We start from the raw sequence: 18,341 nt of genomic DNA on the forward strand, positions 1-18,341 counted from the left end.
GGGGCCGGGGCCCGCTCCCGGTCGGCGGGAAGGGGCCCCGGCACTGTGCGTCAGTGCTTGTAGTGCTTGATGCTGGAGTCCTTGGCCGCCTCGTCGGCGTACTTCTGGATCTTCTTGATCGTCTCGGCCGGGGTCGCGCGGCCGGCCATCATCTCGCCGAGGCCGGCGACACCGATCTTCTCCTTCTGGAGGGCGACGTACCAGTCCTGGAGGCGCGGGTTGACGACGTTCTGGCCGGCCTTCTCCAGGGCCGCGACACCGGACTTGAGGCCCGGGGTCAGCTCGATGCCGTCGGTGCCGCCGTTGTAGGCCGTCAGGGACTTCACGGACTTGGTGAAGTTCTTGGAGGAGGCCTCGCTGAGCATGATGCGCAGCTGCTCCAGGCCGCCCTCCTGGTTCTTCGCCTTGGCGGGGACGATGAAGGGCTCACCGCCGGAGGCCCAGATCGTGCCGAAGGGCATCTTGTCGGAGGAGTCGATGCCCGTCGGGGCCGAGACGGCCAGGTTGAAGTCGGCCGGCATGGTCTTCGCGGCCTCGTTCTCGACCCAGGAGCCGTTCGGGATGAACAGCGCCTTGCCCTCGGTCCAGGCGGTCTGCGACTGGATGTGGTCGAGGCCGGGGGTGCCCTGGAGGATGTACCCCTTCTTGACCAGCTCGTAGTACGCCTCGAAACAGGCCTTGACCGCGGGGTGCTCCCAGGCCTTCGGCTCCAGGTTGTCGATGGCGTCGAGGACCTCGCGGCCGCCGACCTTGCCGATCATCGGGTAGAGCGAGAAGGGGACGTAGTACGGGTACTTGCCGGCGTACGTCCAGCCGGCGATGCCCTTCTTCTTGGCCTTCTCGCAGACGGCCAGCATCTCGTCCCAGGTCTCGGGGTACTTCGCGTCGAGGGAGTCGAGCAGCTTCTGCGAGTACCAGACGCCGTAGACCGTGTACGCGTAGTACATGATCCAGACCGGGTCGCCCTCGAACTGGCCCATCTCGACGATGCCGGGCCGCAGGGTGTCGCGGACCTTCTTGCTCGGGTCGTCGATGGACGGCGCGTCCAGGAGCGGGGTGAGGTCCGCCAGCTGCTTCTGGCCGACGAGGACGCCCATGTCCATCTGCTCGGCGCCGGAGTTGTCGATGAGGTCCGGCGGGGTGCCGCCGTTGAAACGCGGCTGCAGGGTGGTGGTGATCTTCTGGGTCGGCGTGAACTTGACCTGCGCCTTCGGGTAATTCGTCTCGTAGACCTTGATCGCGTCCTTGGCGTACTGCTGTCCGAATCCGCCGTCGAAGAGGACGAACTCCAGCGGCGCCGACTCATTCACCCCGAGCGGGTTCTTATCGGACTTCGTGCCCTTTTCGACCTTCTCGTTACCACCGTCGCCGCTGCTCGCGCAGGCGGACAGGAAGCCCATCGTCGGGACGGAGATCAGACCGATCGCGGCGGAACGCTTGATCAGATCGCGACGGCCGAGGCCCTCACCGTTGTGTGCGGAGGTGGATCCCATGCTCAAGTCCTCGCCTTCATTCAGGACTCAGGCGGTGTACCGGTCGCCCGTTTCTCACTCGCCACAGGCGAAGGGCCCCGCCACCGCGGTCAATTGCAGCCGGGTCGTGCACGCGTCGGGCCGTCGTCGGATTGCTCCGACTGGCTGGACGCCGACAGGTATAGTCCACTTCCCTTCACGGGAGCAAGATCGAAACCAGGTTTGCACGACCATCTTTCCCGAGTTGAGACCTCCGGGATAAGCACGCTGGATCTGCGGCGTTTCGTCCAACCATTCGCGACGCAACACCCTTGACAGGGCATCAGAGCCACCCCCTTCCTTCCGGCCTCGCGGCGCGGGTGGACGGCAGCTTGCGGGGAGAGGGAGGGCAATTGGGACATATGAACGCCATCGAAACAGTTGTGTCACAAACCAGTTGCCCGGTGAAGATTCCGTGAGGAGGATCCGGGATCATAGAGGTCCCGCCGTCCCCTGCCTCCGGCACGGGTGCGACGTCGGGATCCGTCTTATTCCATACGGAACTGGAGTACACGTGGCCAACTCTTCTGGCCTGAACCGCACGGGCATCCTGTCCCGTGTCACGGTCGCGGCGATAACCGCGGCCCTCGTGGGCACGACCACGGCCGCCGTCGCGGCCGAGGCGCCGAAGGAAGCGGCCGCGGCGGTCAAGCCGTCCGCCGCCTCCGCGTCCATCGCCTCCGCCGACAGCACCACCGCGGCCGCGGTCGAGCACCGGGCCCTGCAGGGCGTCGCCGGCTCCGCCCTCTACTGGTACGCGCCCAACGGCTCCGGTGGCTACGACCAGCGCGAGTACGCAAACAGCACCTGGGGCAACGCGAAGTGGGCCCAGCAGGCGGACAACGACGGCGACGGCATCGCCGACGACGTCTGGGGCTGGAACACCTCCGGCTACCTGGCCTACGCGGCCGGCGAGTCCACCTCGACGGACCTCGTGAACGTCGGCGGCGGCTGGAACGCCTACAACAAGGTCCTGTCGCCGGGCTCCCTCAACGGCGGTACCGCCGCGGACATCCTCGCCCGCGACGGCTCCGGCGTGCTGTGGCTCTACCTCGGCTACGGCAACGGCAAGCTGGCCGGCCGCCTCAAGGTCGGCAGCGGCTGGAACGCGTACAACCAGATCGCCGGCGTCGGCGACCTGAGCGGTGACGGCAAGGCCGACATCGTCGCGCGCGACGGCTCGGGCGTCCTGTGGCTGTACAAGGGCACGGGCGACTACAGGGCGCCGTTCTCCGGCCGCACCCGGGTCGGTTCCGGCTGGGGCGCCTACAACAACCTCCTGGGCGTGGGCGACCTCGACTACGACGGCCGTTCCGACCTGATCGCCCGCGACGGCGCCGGCAAGCTCTACCGCTACTCCGGCACCGGCAACGCGGCCACGCCGTTCAAGCCGCGCGCCATCATCGGCACCAGCGGCTGGAACACCTACCGCATCATGTTCTGATCCTCGCTCCGTCCCAGGACGGCGCGTGTGACGAACGAAAGGGCCCCGCTCCTCTTCCGAGGAGCGGGGCCTTTCCGTACCAGCCGTCGGTCTTAGCCGCGGATCAGGTTACGGAGCACGTACTGCATGATGCCGCCGTTGCGGTAGTAGTCCGCCTCACCGGGGGTGTCGATGCGGACGACCGCGTCGAACTCGACACCGGTGTCGGTGGTGACCTTGACCGTGCTCGGCGTGGTGCCCTCGTTCAGCTCCGTGACGCCCGTGATGGAGAAGGTCTCCTCACCGGTCAGGCCGAGCGAGTCGGCCGACTGGCCGGCCGGGAACTGGAGCGGCAGGACGCCCATGCCGATGAGGTTCGAGCGGTGGATGCGCTCGTACGACTCGGTGATGACGGCCTTGACGCCGAGGAGCGCGGTGCCCTTGGCGGCCCAGTCGCGGGACGAGCCGGAGCCGTACTCCTTGCCGCCCAGGATGACCAGCGGGGTGCCGGCGGCCTGGTAGTTCTGCGAGGCGTCGTAGATGAACGACACCGGGCCGTCGGCCTGGGTGAAGTCGCGGGTGTAGCCGCCCTCGGTGCCCGGCGCGATCTGGTTGCGCAGGCGGATGTTGGCGAAGGTGCCGCGGATCATGACCTCGTGGTTGCCTCGGCGCGAGCCGTAGGAGTTGAAGTCACGACGCTCCACACCGTGCTCGGTGAGGTACTTGCCGGCCGGGGTGTCGGCCTTGATGGCGCCGGCCGGGGAGATGTGGTCGGTGGTGACCGAGTCGCCCAGCTTGGCCAGGACGCGGGCACCGGTGATCTCGGTGACCGGGGTCGTCTCCATCGTCATGCCCTCGAAGTACGGGGGCTTCCGGACGTAGGTGGACTCGGCGTCCCACTCGAAGGTCGAGCCGGTCGGGATCGACAGGGCCTGCCACTGGGCGTCACCCGCGAAGACGTCCTGGTAGGACTTCGAGAACATGTCCTCGCCGATGGCGTTGGCGACGACGTCGTTGACCTCGGACTCCGAGGGCCAGATGTCGGCCAGGTAGACGGGCTTGCCGTCCTGGTCGACACCGAGGGCGTCCTTGGTGATGTCCACCTTCATGGAGCCCGCGATGGCGTACGCGACGACCAGCGGCGGGGAGGCCAGGTAGTTCATCTTGACGTCGGGGTTGATGCGGCCCTCGAAGTTCCGGTTGCCGGAGAGGACCGAGGTCACGGCCAGGTCGTGCTCGTTGACGGCCTTGGAGACCTCCTCCGGCAGCGGGCCGGAGTTGCCGATGCAGGTGGTGCAGCCGTAGCCGACGAGGTTGAAGCCGACCTTGTCGAGGTACGGGGTGAGGCCCGCCTTGTCGAAGTAGTCGGTGACGACCTTCGAGCCCGGGGCGAGGGTGGTCTTGACCCACGGCTTGCGGGTCAGGCCCTTCTCGACGGCCTTCTTCGCGACGAGGGCGGCGGCGACCATCACGTACGGGTTCGACGTGTTGGTGCAGGAGGTGATCGCGGCGACGGTGACGGCGCCGTGGTCGATCGTGTACGTCGTGCCGTCGGGGGCGGTCACCTGGACCGGGTTCGACGGGACGCCGTTGGAGACGGCCGGGGCGTCGGAGGCCGGGAAGGACTCCTCGCCCGCCTCGTCGGCGGTGGCGACGTAGTTGCGGACGTCCTGGGCGAACTGCGCGGCGGCGTTCGCGAGGACGATGCGGTCCTGCGGGCGCTTCGGGCCGGCGATGGACGGGACGACCGTGGAGAGGTCGAGCTCCAGCTTCTCGGAGAAGTCGGGCTCGGCGGCCGGGTCGAGCCAGAGGCCCTGCTCCTTGGCGTACGCCTCGACGAGCGCGACCTGCTGCTCGGAGCGGCCGGTGAGCTTGAGGTAGTTCAGGGTCTCGTCGTCGATCGGGAAGACCGCGGCGGTGGAGCCGAACTCCGGCGACATGTTGCCGATGGTGGCGCGGTTCGCGAGGGAGGTGGCGGCGACGCCCTCACCGTAGAACTCGACGAACTTGCCGACGACACCGTGCTTGCGCAGCATCTCGGTGATGGTCAGCACCAGGTCGGTGGCGGTGGTGCCGGTGGGAAGCTCGCCGGTCAGCTTGAAGCCGACGACGCGCGGGATGAGCATGGAGACCGGCTGGCCGAGCATCGCGGCCTCGGCCTCGATGCCGCCGACGCCCCAGCCCAGCACACCGAGGCCGTTGACCATGGTGGTGTGCGAGTCGGTGCCGACGAGGGTGTCGGGGTACGCCTGGCCGTTGCGGACCATGACGGTGCGGGCCAGGTGCTCGATGTTCACCTGGTGGACGATGCCGGTGCCCGGCGGGACGACCTTGAAGTCGTCGAAGGCGGTCTGGCCCCAGCGCAGGAACTGGTAGCGCTCCTTGTTGCGGCCGTACTCCAGCTCGACGTTCTGCGCGAAGGCGTCGTTGGTGCCGAACTTGTCGGCGATGACGGAGTGGTCGATGACCATCTCGGCCGGGGACAGCGGGTTGATCTTCGCCGGGTCGCCGCCGAGCGCGGCGACGGCCTCACGCATGGTGGCGAGGTCGACGACGCAGGGCACGCCGGTGAAGTCCTGCATGATCACGCGGGCGGGCGTGAACTGGATCTCCTGGCTCGGCTGAGCCTGCGAGTCCCAGTTGCCGAGGGCCCGGATGTGGTCGGCGGTGATGTTCGCGCCGTCCTCGGTGCGGAGCAGGTTCTCCAGGAGGACCTTCAGGCTGTAAGGGAGGCGCGCGGAGCCCTCGACCTTGTCCAGCTTGAAGATCTCGTACGACTCGTCGCCCACGCGCAGCGTGCTGCGGGCGTCGAAGCTGTTCGCCGACACGACAGTCTCCTTCATATATGTGCGCGTTTCACCACATCCTGCCGCCACGTACACGTCGTCGATCCGCTAAGGTAAGGCTAAGTTAGGTATCCCTTACCAGGGTGGCGGCAGCGGTGCGCCTCGGCAGATATCTCGATGTCGAGATAACTCTAGTACATCACCGCCGCGCGGTCATGCCTGGCATGCTGCGGAGCCGGTGCAGACTTCCCTCCAGGACCTCCCGCACCCGGTCCACATCGGCCGGGTCCTGGGCCCCCCTCTTCGGCAGGACGAAGACGAGGCCCGTACGCCGGGTCCTGAGGACGAAGAGCTCGGAGGTCTCGACGTACCAGGGGAACGCCTGCCAGTCGAGGTCGCTGCTCAGCTCCCCGCCCGTGGTGGTCATCCCCTGCGGGCCGACGACCGTCCGGCAGGTGCCGTACGCGTCCATGCCGTCGAACTGCCGCCGCGCGAGGCGTCCCGTGGCCCAGTGGACGACCGCCACCAGAACCACCAGCAGGCAGGCGGCCCAGACGGTCACGCCCGCGGGCGAGAAACCACCGCGCCAGGCCCGGTACGACGCGAGAAGCTCCGCCACGACGAGCAGGACCGCCACTCCGCCGAGCCCCCGCCAGGTCCCGAACCTCAGACGCCGGACCGCCGCCCGGTAGTCGGCCTCGGTCGGCTCGTAGACGAAGGTGACCGCCGCATCCCGTGTGTCCACCTGCATGTCTCCCCCATCATCCGTACGCATCGGCGGCAGATCCTAGCCACGGCCGACCCGGGACCGAGCACCCCCACCACCCCGTACGCCCCGCCCTGCTCTGCCCCGCCCAGCCCTGCCCCGCCCCGCTCTGCCCTGCCCCGCCCCGCCCGAACGGACGCGGCCCGAGCGGACGCTGCCCGAACGGACGCGGCCCGAACGGACGCGGCCCGATTGCCGCGGCACACCTCCCGGCCGACGATCGAGCCATGTTCAGCGGCGCGCACGTGATTCTCTACACCCGGGACGCGGAGGCCGACCGGGCCTTCCTCAAGGACATCGTCGGCTTCGAGCACGTGGACGCCGGAGGAGGCTGGCTCATCTTCAAGCTGCCGCCGGCCGAGGTGGCGGTGCACCCGACGGACGGCGAGCCGAAGCACGAGATGTACCTCATGTGCGAGGACCTCACCCAAACCCTGACAACCCTGGAGGACCGGGGCGCCGAGATCTCACGGGCCATCACCGACCAGGGCTGGGGCCTGCTCGCGGCCGTACGGCTACCGAGCGGCACCGAACTCCCCCTGTACGAACCGCGCCACCCGACCGCGCACGGTGATTCACCCTGACGGCCCACCCGATGTCGATCACCATCTCATATCTGAGATAACGTGACGCCATGGCAGACGACTACCTCGTACGCATCGGCAAGCTCATCCGTGACGCCCGGCAGCACCGCGGCTGGACGCAGACGCAGCTCGCCGAAGCGCTGGCCACGAGCCAGAGCGCCGTCAACCGGATCGAGCGCGGCAACCAGAACATCAGCCTTGAGATGATCGCCCGCATCGGCGAGGCCCTCGACAGTGAGATCGTCTCACTCGGCTACGCCGGCCCCATGCACCTCCGGGTCGTCGGCCGCCGCCGCCTCTCCGGCGCCATCGACGTCAAGACGAGCAAGAACGCCTGTGTCGCGCTGCTCTGCGCCTCGCTCCTCAACAAGGGCCGCACCGTCCTGCGTCGCGTCGCCCGCATCGAGGAGGTCTTCCGGCTCCTGGAGGTCCTCAACTCCATCGGCGTCCGCACCCGCTGGGTCAACGACGGCGTGGACCTGGAGATCGTGCCGCCGGCCGAGCTCGACATGGAGTCCATCGACGCCGAGGCCGCGATCCGCACCCGCTCGATCATCATGTTCCTCGGCCCGCTGCTGCACCGCATGGACCGCTTCAAGCTGCCGTACGCCGGCGGCTGCGACCTCGGTACGCGCACCATCGAGCCGCACATGATCGCGCTGCGCCGCTTCGGCCTGGAGGTCACGGCGACGGACAACCTGTACCACGCCCAGGTCGAGCGCTCGGTCTCCCCCGACCGCCCGATCGTCCTGACCGAGCGCGGCGACACCGTGACGGAGAACGCCCTCCTGGCGGCCGCCCGCCACGACGGCGTGACCGTCATCCGCAACGCCTCCTCCAACTACATGGTCCAGGACCTCTGCTTCTTCCTGGAGGCGCTGGGCGTCCGGGTCGACGGCATCGGCACGACGACCCTGACCGTGCACGGCGTACCGCAGATCGACGTGGACGTCGACTACTCCCCCTCGGAGGACCCGGTAGAGGCCATGAGCCTGGTGGCCGCGGCGGTGGTCACGGAGTCCGAACTCACGATCCGCCGGGTCCCGATCGAGTTCATGGAGATCGAGCTCGCGGTCCTGGAGGAGATGGGCCTCGACCACGACCGCTCGGCGGAGTACCCGGCGGACAACGGCCGCACCCGCCTGGTGGACCTCACGGTCCGCCCCTCCAAGCTCGAAGCCCCGATCGACAAGATCCACCCGATGCCGTTCCCGGGCCTGAACATCGACAACGTCCCCTTCTTCGCGGCGATCGCGGCGACGGCCCAGGGCAAGACCCTCATCCACGACTGGGTCTACGACAACCGCGCCATCTACCTCACGGACCTCAACCGCCTCGGCGGCCGCCTCCAGCTCCTCGACCCCCACCGCGTCCTGGTCGAGGGCCCCACCCGCTGGCGCGCCGCCGAAATGATGTGCCCCCCGGCCCTCCGCCCGGCGGTGGTCGTCCTCCTCGCGATGATGGCAGCGGAGGGCACGTCGGTCCTCCGCAACGTGTACGTCATCAACCGCGGTTACGAGGACCTCGCGGAACGCCTGAACTCGATCGGCGCCCAGATCGAGATCTTCCGGGACATCTAGGACGTCCTGTACGGCGAATACCGGCACGGCGGGGCGGTGGGGTTTCGGGCGTGGCTACGATCCCGGCGTGGATCCGAACGTCGCTGTCCCGCCGCCGCCCCCGCTTCCGCCCCGGGCGGTTTCGCGGGCGTGGTGGCGGCATCCTCTGCTCGTCGTGGTCGTGGTGCTCGCGGGTCTCTGGGGCGTGTTCTCGTTCTTCGGCGGCGGGGCGTCGGAGGAGAAGGCGGTGCCGCCGCAGGCGAGCGTCACGGTCACCGTGTCCGCGCCTCCTCGGCCTTCCGGGCCTCCCTCGCTCGTGGGGAAGAGCCTCAGGGAGGCGAAGGAACAGGCTGCCGCCGCCGGGTTCGACGTCGTGTCGCACGATGCCTCCGACCAGGACGCCCGGCAGTGGGACGTCGGTAGCTGGAAGGTGTGTTTTCAGGGGGCCGCCGGGCAGCGGAGTGGTGGGCGGCCCGTGCTCGATCTCGGGGTGGTGCGGGTCGAGGCGCCTTGTCCGCGTGCTGATGGCGGCGAGATTCCCTGGCCTGCCATGCCCGCCGTCACCGGGATGACCTTCGCGCGGGCCGGTGAGACGCTCGGGCCCCTCGCGTTCCGGAAGGTCGAGCCCGAGAGTGCGTACTCCGATGTGGATCTGCCCGGCGTCGCCGATCCGTGGAAGGTCTGCTTCCAGGATCCCGAGCCGGGCAGGACCGTCGAGAACCCGCAGTTCGGGATCGTTTATCTGAAGCTCGCGCCGCCCGACGCGCCCTGCCCCGAGCGGCCGTACGCCGAGCTGCGGCCGGACAGGCCCTAGGCGCCCGGCATCATTCCGCCGCCCTTGAGGCGTTCGAGGTCGGAGGCGCGGACCTGGATCACGAAGAGGGCGACGAGGGCGCCGACGACCGCGAAGATCGCCGCGGTGACGAAGCCCGCGGAGACGCCGCTGGCGAGGACCTGGTCGCTGTAGGGCGGTGGGAGTTGGCCGGTCTTCGCGAACTGGGCCTTCTCCAGCGGGCCGGCCTGCGAGAGGAAGGCCGGGACCTGGGTCTCCGCCTCGTTGCGGCTGGCCGTGCCGAAGACGGTCACCAGGATCGAGAGGCCGAGCGAACCACCCACCTGCTGCGTGGCGTTGAGCAGACCGGAGGCGGCGCCCGACTCCTGCTGCGGGACGTTCGACAGCGCCATGATGGTCAGCGAGACGAACATCAGGCCCATGCCCATGCCGAAGACGAGGAGCGGCCCGAGGATGCTGCCCGCGTAGGTGGAGTTCACATCGGTGAGCGTCAGCCAGGACAGGCCGGCCGCGGCGAGCACCGATCCCGTCACCATGAAGGGCTTCGGACCGTACCGGGGCAGCAGGTTGGACGTGAGGCCCGCGCCGACCGCGATGATCCCGCTGACCGGCAGGAACGCGAGCCCCGTCGCCAGGGGGCTGAAGCCCAGCACCTGCTGCACGAACAGGGTGAGGAAGAAGAACATCCCGAAGATGGCCGCCGCCAGACAGAGCATGATGACGTAGGTGCCCGAGCGGTTGCGGTCGGCGAACATGTGCAGGGGCGTGATGGGTTGCTGGGAGCGCCGCTCGATGAGGATGAACGTGGCCAGGAGGACGACCGCGGCGGCGAACGAGCCGATCGTGTAGGGATCCCTCCAGCCCTCCTGCGCGGCCCGGATGAATCCGTACACCAGCGCCACCATGCCGAGCGTCGAGGTCAGCGCTCCGGCGAGGTCGAAGTGGCCGGGATGGCGCTCGGACTCCTTGACGTGCCGCGGCGTGAGGAGCGCGATCACTATGGCGATCGGGACGTTGACGAAGAAGATCCAGCGCCAGTCGAGCCATTCGACGAGCATGCCTCCGGCCACCAGGCCGATCGCGCCGCCGCCGGCCGAGACGCCCGCGAACACACCGAAGGCCCGGTTGCGTTCCGGGCCTTCGTCGAACGTCGTGGTGATGAGGGAGAGGGAGGTCGGCGAGGCTATCGCGCCACCGACGCCCTGCAGCGACCGGGCCGCGAGGAGCTGCCACTCGGTCTGCGCGAGTCCGCAGAAGAGGGAGGCGAGTCCGAAGAGCAGCACGCCGAAGATGAAGACCCGGCGGCGGCCGAGGATGTCGCCCGTGCGCCCGCCGAGGAGGAGCAGGCCTCCGAAGGTGAGCGTGTAGGCGTTGACGACCCAGGACAGGCTGGTGGTCGAGAAGTCCAGCGCGCTCTGGATGTGCGGGAGCGCGATGTTCACGATGGTGATGTCGAGGACGACCATCAGCTGGCAGGAGGCGATCACGAACAGGGCGATGCCCTTGCCGTCTCCGCCGCCTTTGCGGGGAGCGGTCGACGTCGGGGTCGTCGGCTTCGGTGTGCTGCTACTCATGGCAGTTCATGGCGCATCGCGCCCTCACCTGACGGGTCCGTGGGCCGGTCAGTCCACCTTTCGACACTAAGCCTGGTCCACTCGGGTGACCAATTGATCAAGCGGGCCCGGGCTCGTCCAGGACCGCGAAGCCGTCGAGCTCCACCAGGGCCTGCTCGTCCCAGAGGCGTACGACTCCGATGACCGCCATCGCCGGGTAGTCCCGACCCGCCAACTGCCGCCAGATCCGGCCCAGTTCGTGGGCGTGCTCGCGGTAGTCGGCGACGTCGGTGGTGTAGACGGTGACCCGGGCGAGGTCGGCGGGGGTGCCGCCGGCGTGCCGCAGGGCGGTGAGCAGATTGCCGAGGGCGGTGGTGAACTGCTCGGTGAGCTCCTCCCCCACGACCTTGCCCTCCGTGTCGAGGGCCGTCTGTCCGGCGAGGAAGACGAGCCGGGTCCCGGTGGCGGTCACGGCGTGGGAGAAGCCGGTGGGCGGGGAGAGTTCGGCGGGGTTGTGACGGTGCAGGCTCATGGGGTCGGCTCCTCGGTCTTCCGCTCCTCGGTCTTCCACTCCTCGGTCTTCGGCTCCTCGGCCTTCGGCTCCTCGATGGGCTTCGCGGGCGGCAGCTGCGCGTACAGCTCCTTCGCGATGATCGTGCGCTGCACCTCCGTCGCGCCCTCGTAGATCCGCGGCGCGCGGACCTCCCGGTAGAGGTGTTCCAGGAGGTGGCCGCGCTGGAGGGCGAGGGCGCCGTGCAGTTGGACCGCCGCGTCCACGACGTACTGGGCGGTCTCGGTGGCGAGGAGCTTCGCCATCGCGGAGCGCCGGGGGACGTCCGGGTCTCCCTCGTCGTACGCGACGGCCGCCGCGTACACGAGGAGGCGGGCGGCCTCGGTGCGGGTGGCCATCTCGGCGACGCGGTGCGAGACGGCCTGGAGGTCGGCGAGGACGCCGCCGAAGGCCGGGCGGGCGGCGGTGTGGGAGAGGGCCGCGTCGAGGGCGGCCTGGGCCATGCCGACGGCGAAGGCGCCGACGCTGGGCCGGAAGAGGTTGAGGGTGTTCATGGCGACCCGGAAGCCCCGGTCGGGTTCGCCGAGGAGGTCCTCGGGGCCGACGGGGACGCCGTCGAAGGTGAGGGTGCCGAGGGCGTGCGGGGCGAGCATGTCGAGCGGTTCCCCGCCGAGGCCGGGGCGGTCCGCGGGGACCAGGAAGGCGGTGACGCCGCGGGCTCCGGCGCCGCGGGTGGTGCGGGCGAAGACGGTGGCGAAGTCGGCCTCGGGGGCGTTGGAGATCCAGCGTTTCTCGCCGTGCAGGCGCCAGCCGCCGCGTCCGTCGGGGACGGCGTCGAGGGCGAGGGCCGCGGCGTCGGAGCCGGCGTCCGGTTCGGAGAGGGCGAAGGCGGCGACGGCGCGTCCCGCGGTGGCCTCGGGGAGCCAGCGGGCGCGCTGGGCGGGGGTGCCGAAGGCGGCGACGGGGTGGGTGCCGAGGCCCTGGAGGGCGAGCGCGGTCTCGGCCTCGGTGCAGGTCCGGGCGAGGGACTCGCGCAGCAGGCAGAGGTCGAGGGCGCCGGCCTCGAAGAGGCGGGCGAGGAGGCCGAGCTCGCCGAGGGCGGCGACGAGGGGGCGGTTGACCCTGCCGGGTTCGCCCTGGTCGGCGAGGGGCTTCAGGCGGTCGGCGGCGAGCGCGCTGAGCTGCGCACACCAGGTGGTCTGTGCCGGATCGAGCGAGAATGCGGGCATGTGGGCCCTCTCTGACGCCCCCGGGCGTCTTCGTCACGACGCCTTCCGGCGCTCTGGTCCGGGCGCCCTCGGGCGCCCTGCTTCCGGCGCCCTGCGACGCCTCTGCGGCGACGCCGTCCGGCGCCCTGTTCCCGGCGCGCTCCGACCGCCCTCGTACGACGGCGCTCCTCGGCGCCCCGGCCGGGGTGCCCGTCGGCGCCCGCGCGGCGACGGCCTCCGGCGCCTCCGTACCGGCGCCCTCACGGGCCTGCGTCCCAGCCTCCTCCCGCGCGCTCGTCCCGGTGCCTCCCGGCACCTCTGTCGCGAACCGTTGACTGTCGTCACCAACACGATACGCTCGTCGAGCGACGTACGACCCCACCACGACAGGGGGACGGACTCATGGAGCTGACGCCTTCGGGCCACCTCGACACCTTCGCCCGTGACCGGCTGCCGCCGCCCGATCGGTGGCCCCGGCTCGTCTTCGACCTCCCCGAGCTCCACTACCCCGACCGGCTCAACTGCGGCACGGAACTCCTCGACCGCAGCGTGGAGCGGTTCGGTGCCGACCGACCCGCCTTCCACGACGGCGAGGGCGGGATCTGGAGCTACGGGGAGCTCCGCGACCGGGTGGACCGGATCGCCCACGTCCTCACCACCGACCTCGCGGTGCTGCCCGGCAACCGGGTGCTCCTGCGCGGCCCCACCACTCCCTGGCTCGCCGCCTGCTGGCTCGCCGTGATGAAGGCCGGCGGGGTCGCCGTCACCGTACTGGCCCAGCAGCGCGCCCCCGAACTCGCCGTGATGGCCGAGGCGGCCCAGTGCACCCACGCGCTGTGCGACGCCCAGGTCCTCGACGAGCTCCGCGCGGCCCGGATACCCGGGCTCCGGGTCACCCCCTTCGGCGGGGACGGCCCGGACGACCTCCTCTCCCTCGCCGCACGCCACCCCGGCCCGTACGAGGCCGTGGCCACCGCCGCCGACGACGTGGCCCTCATCGCCTTCACCTCCGGCACCACCGGCCGGCCCAAGGGCTGCGTCCACTTCCACCGGGACGTCCTCGCCGTCGCCGACACCTTCTCCGCGCGCGTCCTGCGCCCGCTGCCCGACGACGTCTTCGCCGGCTCGCCGCCGCTCGCCTTCACCTTCGGCCTCGGCGGGCTCGTCGTCTTCCCCCTGCGGGCCGGGGCGAGCGCGGTCCTCCTCGAACAGGCCGGGCCCAAACAGCTCCTCGCGGCGATCGAGCGGCACAAGGTGACGGTCCTCTTCACCGCCCCGACGGCCTACCGCGTCATGCTCGACGAACTGACCCAGGGCACCGCCCCCGAGGTGGCCTCGCTGCGCCGCTGCGTCTCGGCCGGCGAGAACCTGCCGGAGGCGACCTGGACGGCCTGGTACGCGCGGACCGGTCTGCGTCTGATCAACGGCATCGGGGCCACCGAGCTCCTGCACATCTTCATCTCCGCCGCCGACGGCGACATACGCCCCGGCACCACCGGCCGCCCGGTGCCCGGCTGGCAGGCCAGGGTCGTCGACCGCGAGGGCAACGCCGTCCCGGACGGCGAGGAGGGGCTGCTCGCGGTGCGCGGCCCGGTGGGCTGCCGCTATCTGGCCGACCCCCGCCAGGAGGAGTACGTGCGGAACGGCTGGAACGTCACGGGCGACACGTACGTCCGCGAACCCGACGGCTGGTTCCGCTACGTCTCACGGGCCGACGACATGATCATCTCGGCCGGGTACAACATCGCGGGCCCCCAGGTGGAGGAGGTGCTCCTGGACCACCCCGACGTCGTGGAGACGGCGGTCGTGGGCCGCCCGGACGAGCTGCGCGGCCAGGTCGTCGTGGCGTACACGGTGGTACGGGACGGGGTGCCGCGCGACGCGAGCACCGCCGCCGCGCTGCGGGCCTTCGTCCGCGCCCGCATCGCCCCGTACAAGTCGCCCCGGGAGATCGTCTTCCTCGACGCGCTGCCGCGCACCGCGACGGGCAAGCTCCAGCGCTTCCTGCTGCGGGACCCGGCGCGACCGGCATGACGTGTGCAGCACCCCCTAAAGTGATCACGTGGCCGAGCAGCACACCCCCCGATCCCTGATCGTCTCGTTCTACGGCGCGTACGGCCGTGGGCCCGACGAGTCGCCGGTGCCCGTGGCCGCGCTCATCCGGCTGCTCGGCGCCCTCGGCGTGGACGCGCCGTCGGTGCGTTCCTCGGTGTCGCGGCTCAAGCGGCGCGGGCTGCTGCTGCCGGGCCGTACGGCCGGCGGCGCCGCCGGGTACTCCCTGTCGGAGGACGCCCGGCGGCTCCTGGACGACGGCGACCGGCGGATCTACGCCCGGACGGAGCCGAAGCTGTCCGAGGGCTGGGTCCTGGCCGTCTTCTCGGTGCCCGAGGCCGAGCGGCACAAGCGGCACCTGCTGCGGTCGCGGCTCGCCCGGCTCGGCTTCGGCACGGCGGCGCCGGGCGTCTGGATCGCGCCCGCCCGGCTGTACGAGGAGACCCGGAACGCCCTGGAGCGGCTGGAGCTCTCCCCGTACGTGGACCTCTTCCGCGGCGACCACCTGGGCTACACGGCGACGGCCGAGGCGGTGGCCCGCTGGTGGGACCTGCCGGCGATCGCCGGGCTCCACGAGGAGTTCCTGGCGGCCCACGAGCCGGTCCTGCGGTCCTGGCGGACGGCCCCGGCGGACGCCGGGGACGCCTACCGGGACTACCTCCTCGCCCTGGACTCGTGGCGCCGGCTCCCCTACGCGGACCCGGTGCTCCCGGCGGAGCTCCTGCCGGACGACTGGCCGGGCCGCCGCTCGGCGGAGGTCTTCACCGCCCTGCACGAACTGCTGCGGGACCGGGGCGCGGAGTACGTGGGCCCGTTCCTGGCGGGCGATTAGCGCCGTACGGACAGGGCTCGGACCAGGCAGATCAGGCCCGCCGTGCCGAGGACCGCTCGGACGATGTTCCACGCCACCCACGGGCCCTCGAACGCGGCCCGGGCGGCGGCGGGGTCCTTCGCCGCCGCGAGGGCGTCGTTGAGGGGGACGTTCACGGCCGAGGTGACCACGAGGACGGCCAGGGCGAGGACGAACGCGGCGAGCGTCCAGAGCCTCGCCCGGCCGGCGCGGTGCTGCCAGGCGGCCACCGCCGTGAGGATCGGCACCCCGAAGAACGGGGTGAAGAACACCGGGTTCTGGATGACGTCGTTGATGTTCGTCATCACCTCGACGTAGACCCGGTCGTCGCTGCGCGCCAGTGCCGGCATCACCGAGCAGACGTACGCGAACCACACCCCCGCGAGGAGTCCCGTCAACGCCGTCGCCGTGCCGAGGACCGCCCCGGCACCCTTCCCGCCCCTGTTTTCTGTCATGCCCTCATTCAAGGGGAGGAGCCAGGGCGGGGGACATGGTTCCGCGTCGCACCCGCATACGCGAGCGTCCAGGTTCTTCAGTCCCGGCGGCCGGTGGGCGGGCGGCGGCTGCCCGCGCGGTACGGGGCGGGCCAGGGCGCGGCCGGTCCCCGGTACTCCTGCTCGGCCGCCGCGTGCAGGGTCCAGTGCGGGTCGTAGAGGTGCGGTCGGGCGAGGGCGCAGAGGTCGGCGCGGCCCGCGAGGAGCAGGGAGTTGACGTCGTCCCAGGAGGAGATCGCGCCGACCGCGATCACGGGGACGCCGAGTTCGTTGCGGATGCGGTCGGCGTACGGGGTCTGGTACGAGCGGCCGTAGGCGGGCTCCTCGTCGGGGACGACCTGGCCGGTGGAGACGTCGATGGCGTCGGCGCCGTGGTCGGTGAAGGCGCGGGCGATCGCGACGGCGTCCTCGGCGGTCGTGCCGCCCTCGGCCCAGTCGGTGGCGGAGATCCGGACGGTCATGGGCCGGTCGGCCGGCCAGGCCTCCCGTACCGCGTCGAAGACTTCGAGGGGGTAGCGCAGCCGGGCCGTGAGGTCGCCGCCGTAGCCGTCGGTGCGGTGGTTGGTGAGCGGGGAGAGGAAGCCGGAGAGGAGGTAGCCGTGGGCGCAGTGGAGTTCGAGGAGGTCGAAGCCGCTGCGGGCGGCGCGGTGGGCGGCGGCGGTGAACTGCTCGCGTATCGCGGTGAGTCCGGCGCGGTCGAGGGCGGCCGGGGTCTGGTTGACGCCGGGCCGGTACGGGAGGGGCGAGGCGGCGACGAGGGGCCAGTTGCCCTCGGGGAGCGGCTGGTCGATGCCCTCCCACATGCGGCGGGTGGAGCCCTTGCGGCCGGAGTGGCCGAGCTGGACGCCGAGCGCGGTGCCGGGCGCCGAGGCGTGGACGAAGTCGGTGATCCGGGACCAGGCCCCGGCCTGCTCGTCGGTCCAGAGGCCGGCGCAGCCGGGGGTGATGCGGCCCTCGGGGCTCACGCAGACCATCTCGGTCATGACGAGTCCGGCGCCGCCGAGGGCCCTGGAGCCGAGGTGGACGAGGTGGAAGTCGCCGGGGACGCCGTCCTCGGCGACGTACAGGTCCATGGGGGAGACGACGACCCTGTTGCGGAGGGTCAGTCCGCGCAGCCGGAACGGGGTGAACATCGGCGGGGTGCCGGGCGGGCAGCCGAAGTCCGCCTCGACGGCGGCGGTGAAGACGGGGTCGCGCAGCTTCAGGTTGGCGTGGGTGACGCGGCGGCTGCGGGTGAGCAGGTCGAACGCGAAGCGGCGGGGCGGCCGGTCGACGTGCCCGGAGAGCTCCTCGAACCAGCTCAGGCTGGCGCCGGCCGCGCGCTGGGTGGACTCGACGACGGGGCGGCGCTCCGTCTCGTACGCGGTGAGGGCCTCGTCGAGGGTGGGGTGGGCGCCGACGGCGGCGGCGAGGGCGACGGCGTCCTCGACGGCCAGCTTGGTGCCGGAGCCGATGGAGAAGTGCGCGGTGTGGGCGGCGTCGCCGATGAGGACGGTGTTGCCGTGGGACCAGCGCGCGTTGGCGACGGTACGGAAGGCGGTCCAGGCGGAGTTGTTCGAGCGGAGCTCGCGGCCGCCGAGCGCCTCGGCGAAGACCTTGGCGCAGCGGGCGGTGGACTCGGCCTCGTCGAGCTCGTCGAAGCCGGCGGCCCGCCAGACCTCCTCGCGCATCTCGACGATGACGGTGGAGTCGGCCGGGGAGAAGGGGTAGGCGTGGAGCTGCATCACGCCGTGCTCGGTCTCGGCGATCTCGAAGCGGAACGCCTCGAAGGGGAAGTCGGCGGCGAGCCAGATGTAGCGGCAGCGGTGGGTGGTGAGCCGGGGGCGGAAGTGCGCGGCGTGGGTCTCGCGGGTGCGGCTGTGGACGCCGTCGGCGGCTATGACCAGGTCGTGCTCCGCGGCGAGGACGGCGGCGGGCGGGGCCTCGGTGCGGAAGCGGAGCCGTACGCCGAGCTCGGCGCAGCGGGCGTGCAGGATCTCCAGGAGCCGGCGGCGACCGAGGGCGGCGAAGCCGTGGCCGGTGGAGGTGGTGCGGTGGCCCCGGTGGACGACGTCGATGTCGTCCCAGCGGACGAGCTCGCGGCGGAGCGCCTCGTACACGACGGGGTCGGCGTCCCGGATGCCGCCGAGGGTCTCGTCGGAGAGGACGACGCCGAAGCCGAAGGTGTCGGAGGGCGCGTTCCGCTCCCAGACGGTGATCTCGCGGGTGGGGTCCTGGCGCATCAGCAGGGCGGCGGCGTAGAGCCCGCCGG

At 71.0% G+C, this 18,341-nt stretch carries 14 protein-coding genes; 6 read left to right on the plus strand and 8 right to left on the minus strand.

Annotated elements, in window-relative coordinates; all coding sequences use genetic code 11:
* Positions 1-50: 50 nt before the first annotated feature.
* On the minus strand, positions 51-1,493 hold the full coding sequence (gene ngcE / locus ACWGN5_RS26485) for an N-acetylglucosamine/diacetylchitobiose ABC transporter substrate-binding protein (protein ID WP_453519495.1): 1,443 nt from the start codon (positions 1,491-1,493) through the stop codon (positions 51-53).
* Between the two features lie 532 nt (positions 1,494-2,025).
* Between ngcE and ACWGN5_RS26490 the strand changes: the two genes are divergently transcribed.
* Positions 2,026-2,955 (plus strand): FG-GAP repeat domain-containing protein, encoded by a 930-nt coding sequence (locus tag ACWGN5_RS26490; protein ID WP_453519497.1) that lies wholly within the window; start codon positions 2,026-2,028, stop codon positions 2,953-2,955.
* Positions 2,956-3,047: 92 nt separating this feature from the next.
* Here ACWGN5_RS26490 and acnA read toward each other — a convergent pair whose 3' ends face one another.
* Both acnA and ACWGN5_RS26500 read right to left on the minus strand, forming a co-directional pair.
* Positions 3,048-5,762, minus strand: coding sequence for an aconitate hydratase AcnA (acnA, locus tag ACWGN5_RS26495; protein ID WP_453519500.1), 2,715 nt, complete (start codon positions 5,760-5,762; stop codon positions 3,048-3,050).
* A gap of 157 nt (positions 5,763-5,919) precedes the next feature.
* On the minus strand, positions 5,920-6,465 hold the full coding sequence (locus ACWGN5_RS26500) for a YcxB family protein (protein WP_453519502.1): 546 nt from the start codon (positions 6,463-6,465) through the stop codon (positions 5,920-5,922).
* Positions 6,466-6,713: 248 nt separating this feature from the next.
* On the opposite strand from ACWGN5_RS26500, the gene ACWGN5_RS26505 reads away from it, so the two are divergent.
* The 3 genes from ACWGN5_RS26505 (at position 6,714) to ACWGN5_RS26515 (ending at position 9,443) form a co-directional block, all read left to right on the plus strand.
* On the plus strand, positions 6,714-7,070 hold the full coding sequence (locus ACWGN5_RS26505; protein ID WP_453519505.1) for a VOC family protein: 357 nt from the start codon (positions 6,714-6,716) through the stop codon (positions 7,068-7,070).
* Between the two features lie 50 nt (positions 7,071-7,120).
* Entirely contained in the window at positions 7,121-8,650 is a 1,530-nt protein-coding gene (locus tag ACWGN5_RS26510) for a helix-turn-helix domain-containing protein (protein WP_453519507.1), read from the plus strand.
* 154 nt (positions 8,651-8,804) lie between these two features.
* Positions 8,805-9,443, plus strand: a complete 639-nt coding sequence (locus ACWGN5_RS26515; RefSeq protein WP_453519509.1) for a hypothetical protein — start codon at positions 8,805-8,807, stop codon at positions 9,441-9,443.
* On the opposite strand, the gene ACWGN5_RS26520 is transcribed toward ACWGN5_RS26515, so the two are convergent.
* The 3 genes from ACWGN5_RS26520 to ACWGN5_RS26530 all read right to left on the minus strand — a co-directional run bounded on the left by ACWGN5_RS26520 (position 9,440) and on the right by ACWGN5_RS26530 (position 12,715).
* On the minus strand, positions 9,440-10,996 hold the full coding sequence (locus ACWGN5_RS26520) for an MFS transporter (RefSeq protein WP_453519512.1): 1,557 nt from the start codon (positions 10,994-10,996) through the stop codon (positions 9,440-9,442). The two genes, ACWGN5_RS26515 and ACWGN5_RS26520, sit on opposite strands and share 4 nt — an antisense overlap.
* Before the next feature lie 97 nt (positions 10,997-11,093).
* The gene (locus tag ACWGN5_RS26525; RefSeq protein WP_453519515.1) at positions 11,094-11,507 is read right to left on the minus strand and encodes a RidA family protein; all 414 of its coding nucleotides are present in this window, start codon (positions 11,505-11,507) and stop codon (positions 11,094-11,096) included.
* Entirely contained in the window at positions 11,504-12,715 is a 1,212-nt protein-coding gene (locus tag ACWGN5_RS26530; RefSeq protein WP_453519518.1) for an acyl-CoA dehydrogenase family protein, read from the minus strand. The genes ACWGN5_RS26525 and ACWGN5_RS26530 overlap by 4 nt, the downstream gene beginning before the upstream one ends.
* Before the next feature lie 381 nt (positions 12,716-13,096).
* On the opposite strand from ACWGN5_RS26530, the gene ACWGN5_RS26535 reads away from it, so the two are divergent.
* Together ACWGN5_RS26535 and ACWGN5_RS26540 are read left to right on the plus strand one after the other, a co-directional pair.
* Positions 13,097-14,728, plus strand: coding sequence for an AMP-binding protein (locus ACWGN5_RS26535; RefSeq protein ID WP_453519521.1), 1,632 nt, complete (start codon positions 13,097-13,099; stop codon positions 14,726-14,728).
* 28 nt (positions 14,729-14,756) lie between these two features.
* On the plus strand, positions 14,757-15,578 hold the full coding sequence (locus ACWGN5_RS26540; protein ID WP_453519524.1) for a PaaX family transcriptional regulator: 822 nt from the start codon (positions 14,757-14,759) through the stop codon (positions 15,576-15,578).
* Here ACWGN5_RS26540 and ACWGN5_RS26545 read toward each other — a convergent pair.
* A complete protein-coding gene (locus ACWGN5_RS26545; protein WP_453519527.1) occupies positions 15,575-16,051 on the minus strand; it encodes an anthrone oxygenase family protein in 477 nt (158 codons plus the stop codon). The two genes, ACWGN5_RS26540 and ACWGN5_RS26545, sit on opposite strands and share 4 nt — an antisense overlap.
* A gap of 77 nt (positions 16,052-16,128) precedes the next feature.
* Positions 16,129-18,312 (minus strand): bifunctional salicylyl-CoA 5-hydroxylase/oxidoreductase, encoded by a 2,184-nt coding sequence (locus ACWGN5_RS26550; RefSeq protein WP_453519556.1) that lies wholly within the window; start codon positions 18,310-18,312, stop codon positions 16,129-16,131.
* Between the last annotated feature and the right edge of the window lie 29 nt (positions 18,313-18,341).

The organism is Streptomyces sp. NPDC055815 (genome assembly GCF_053616475.1).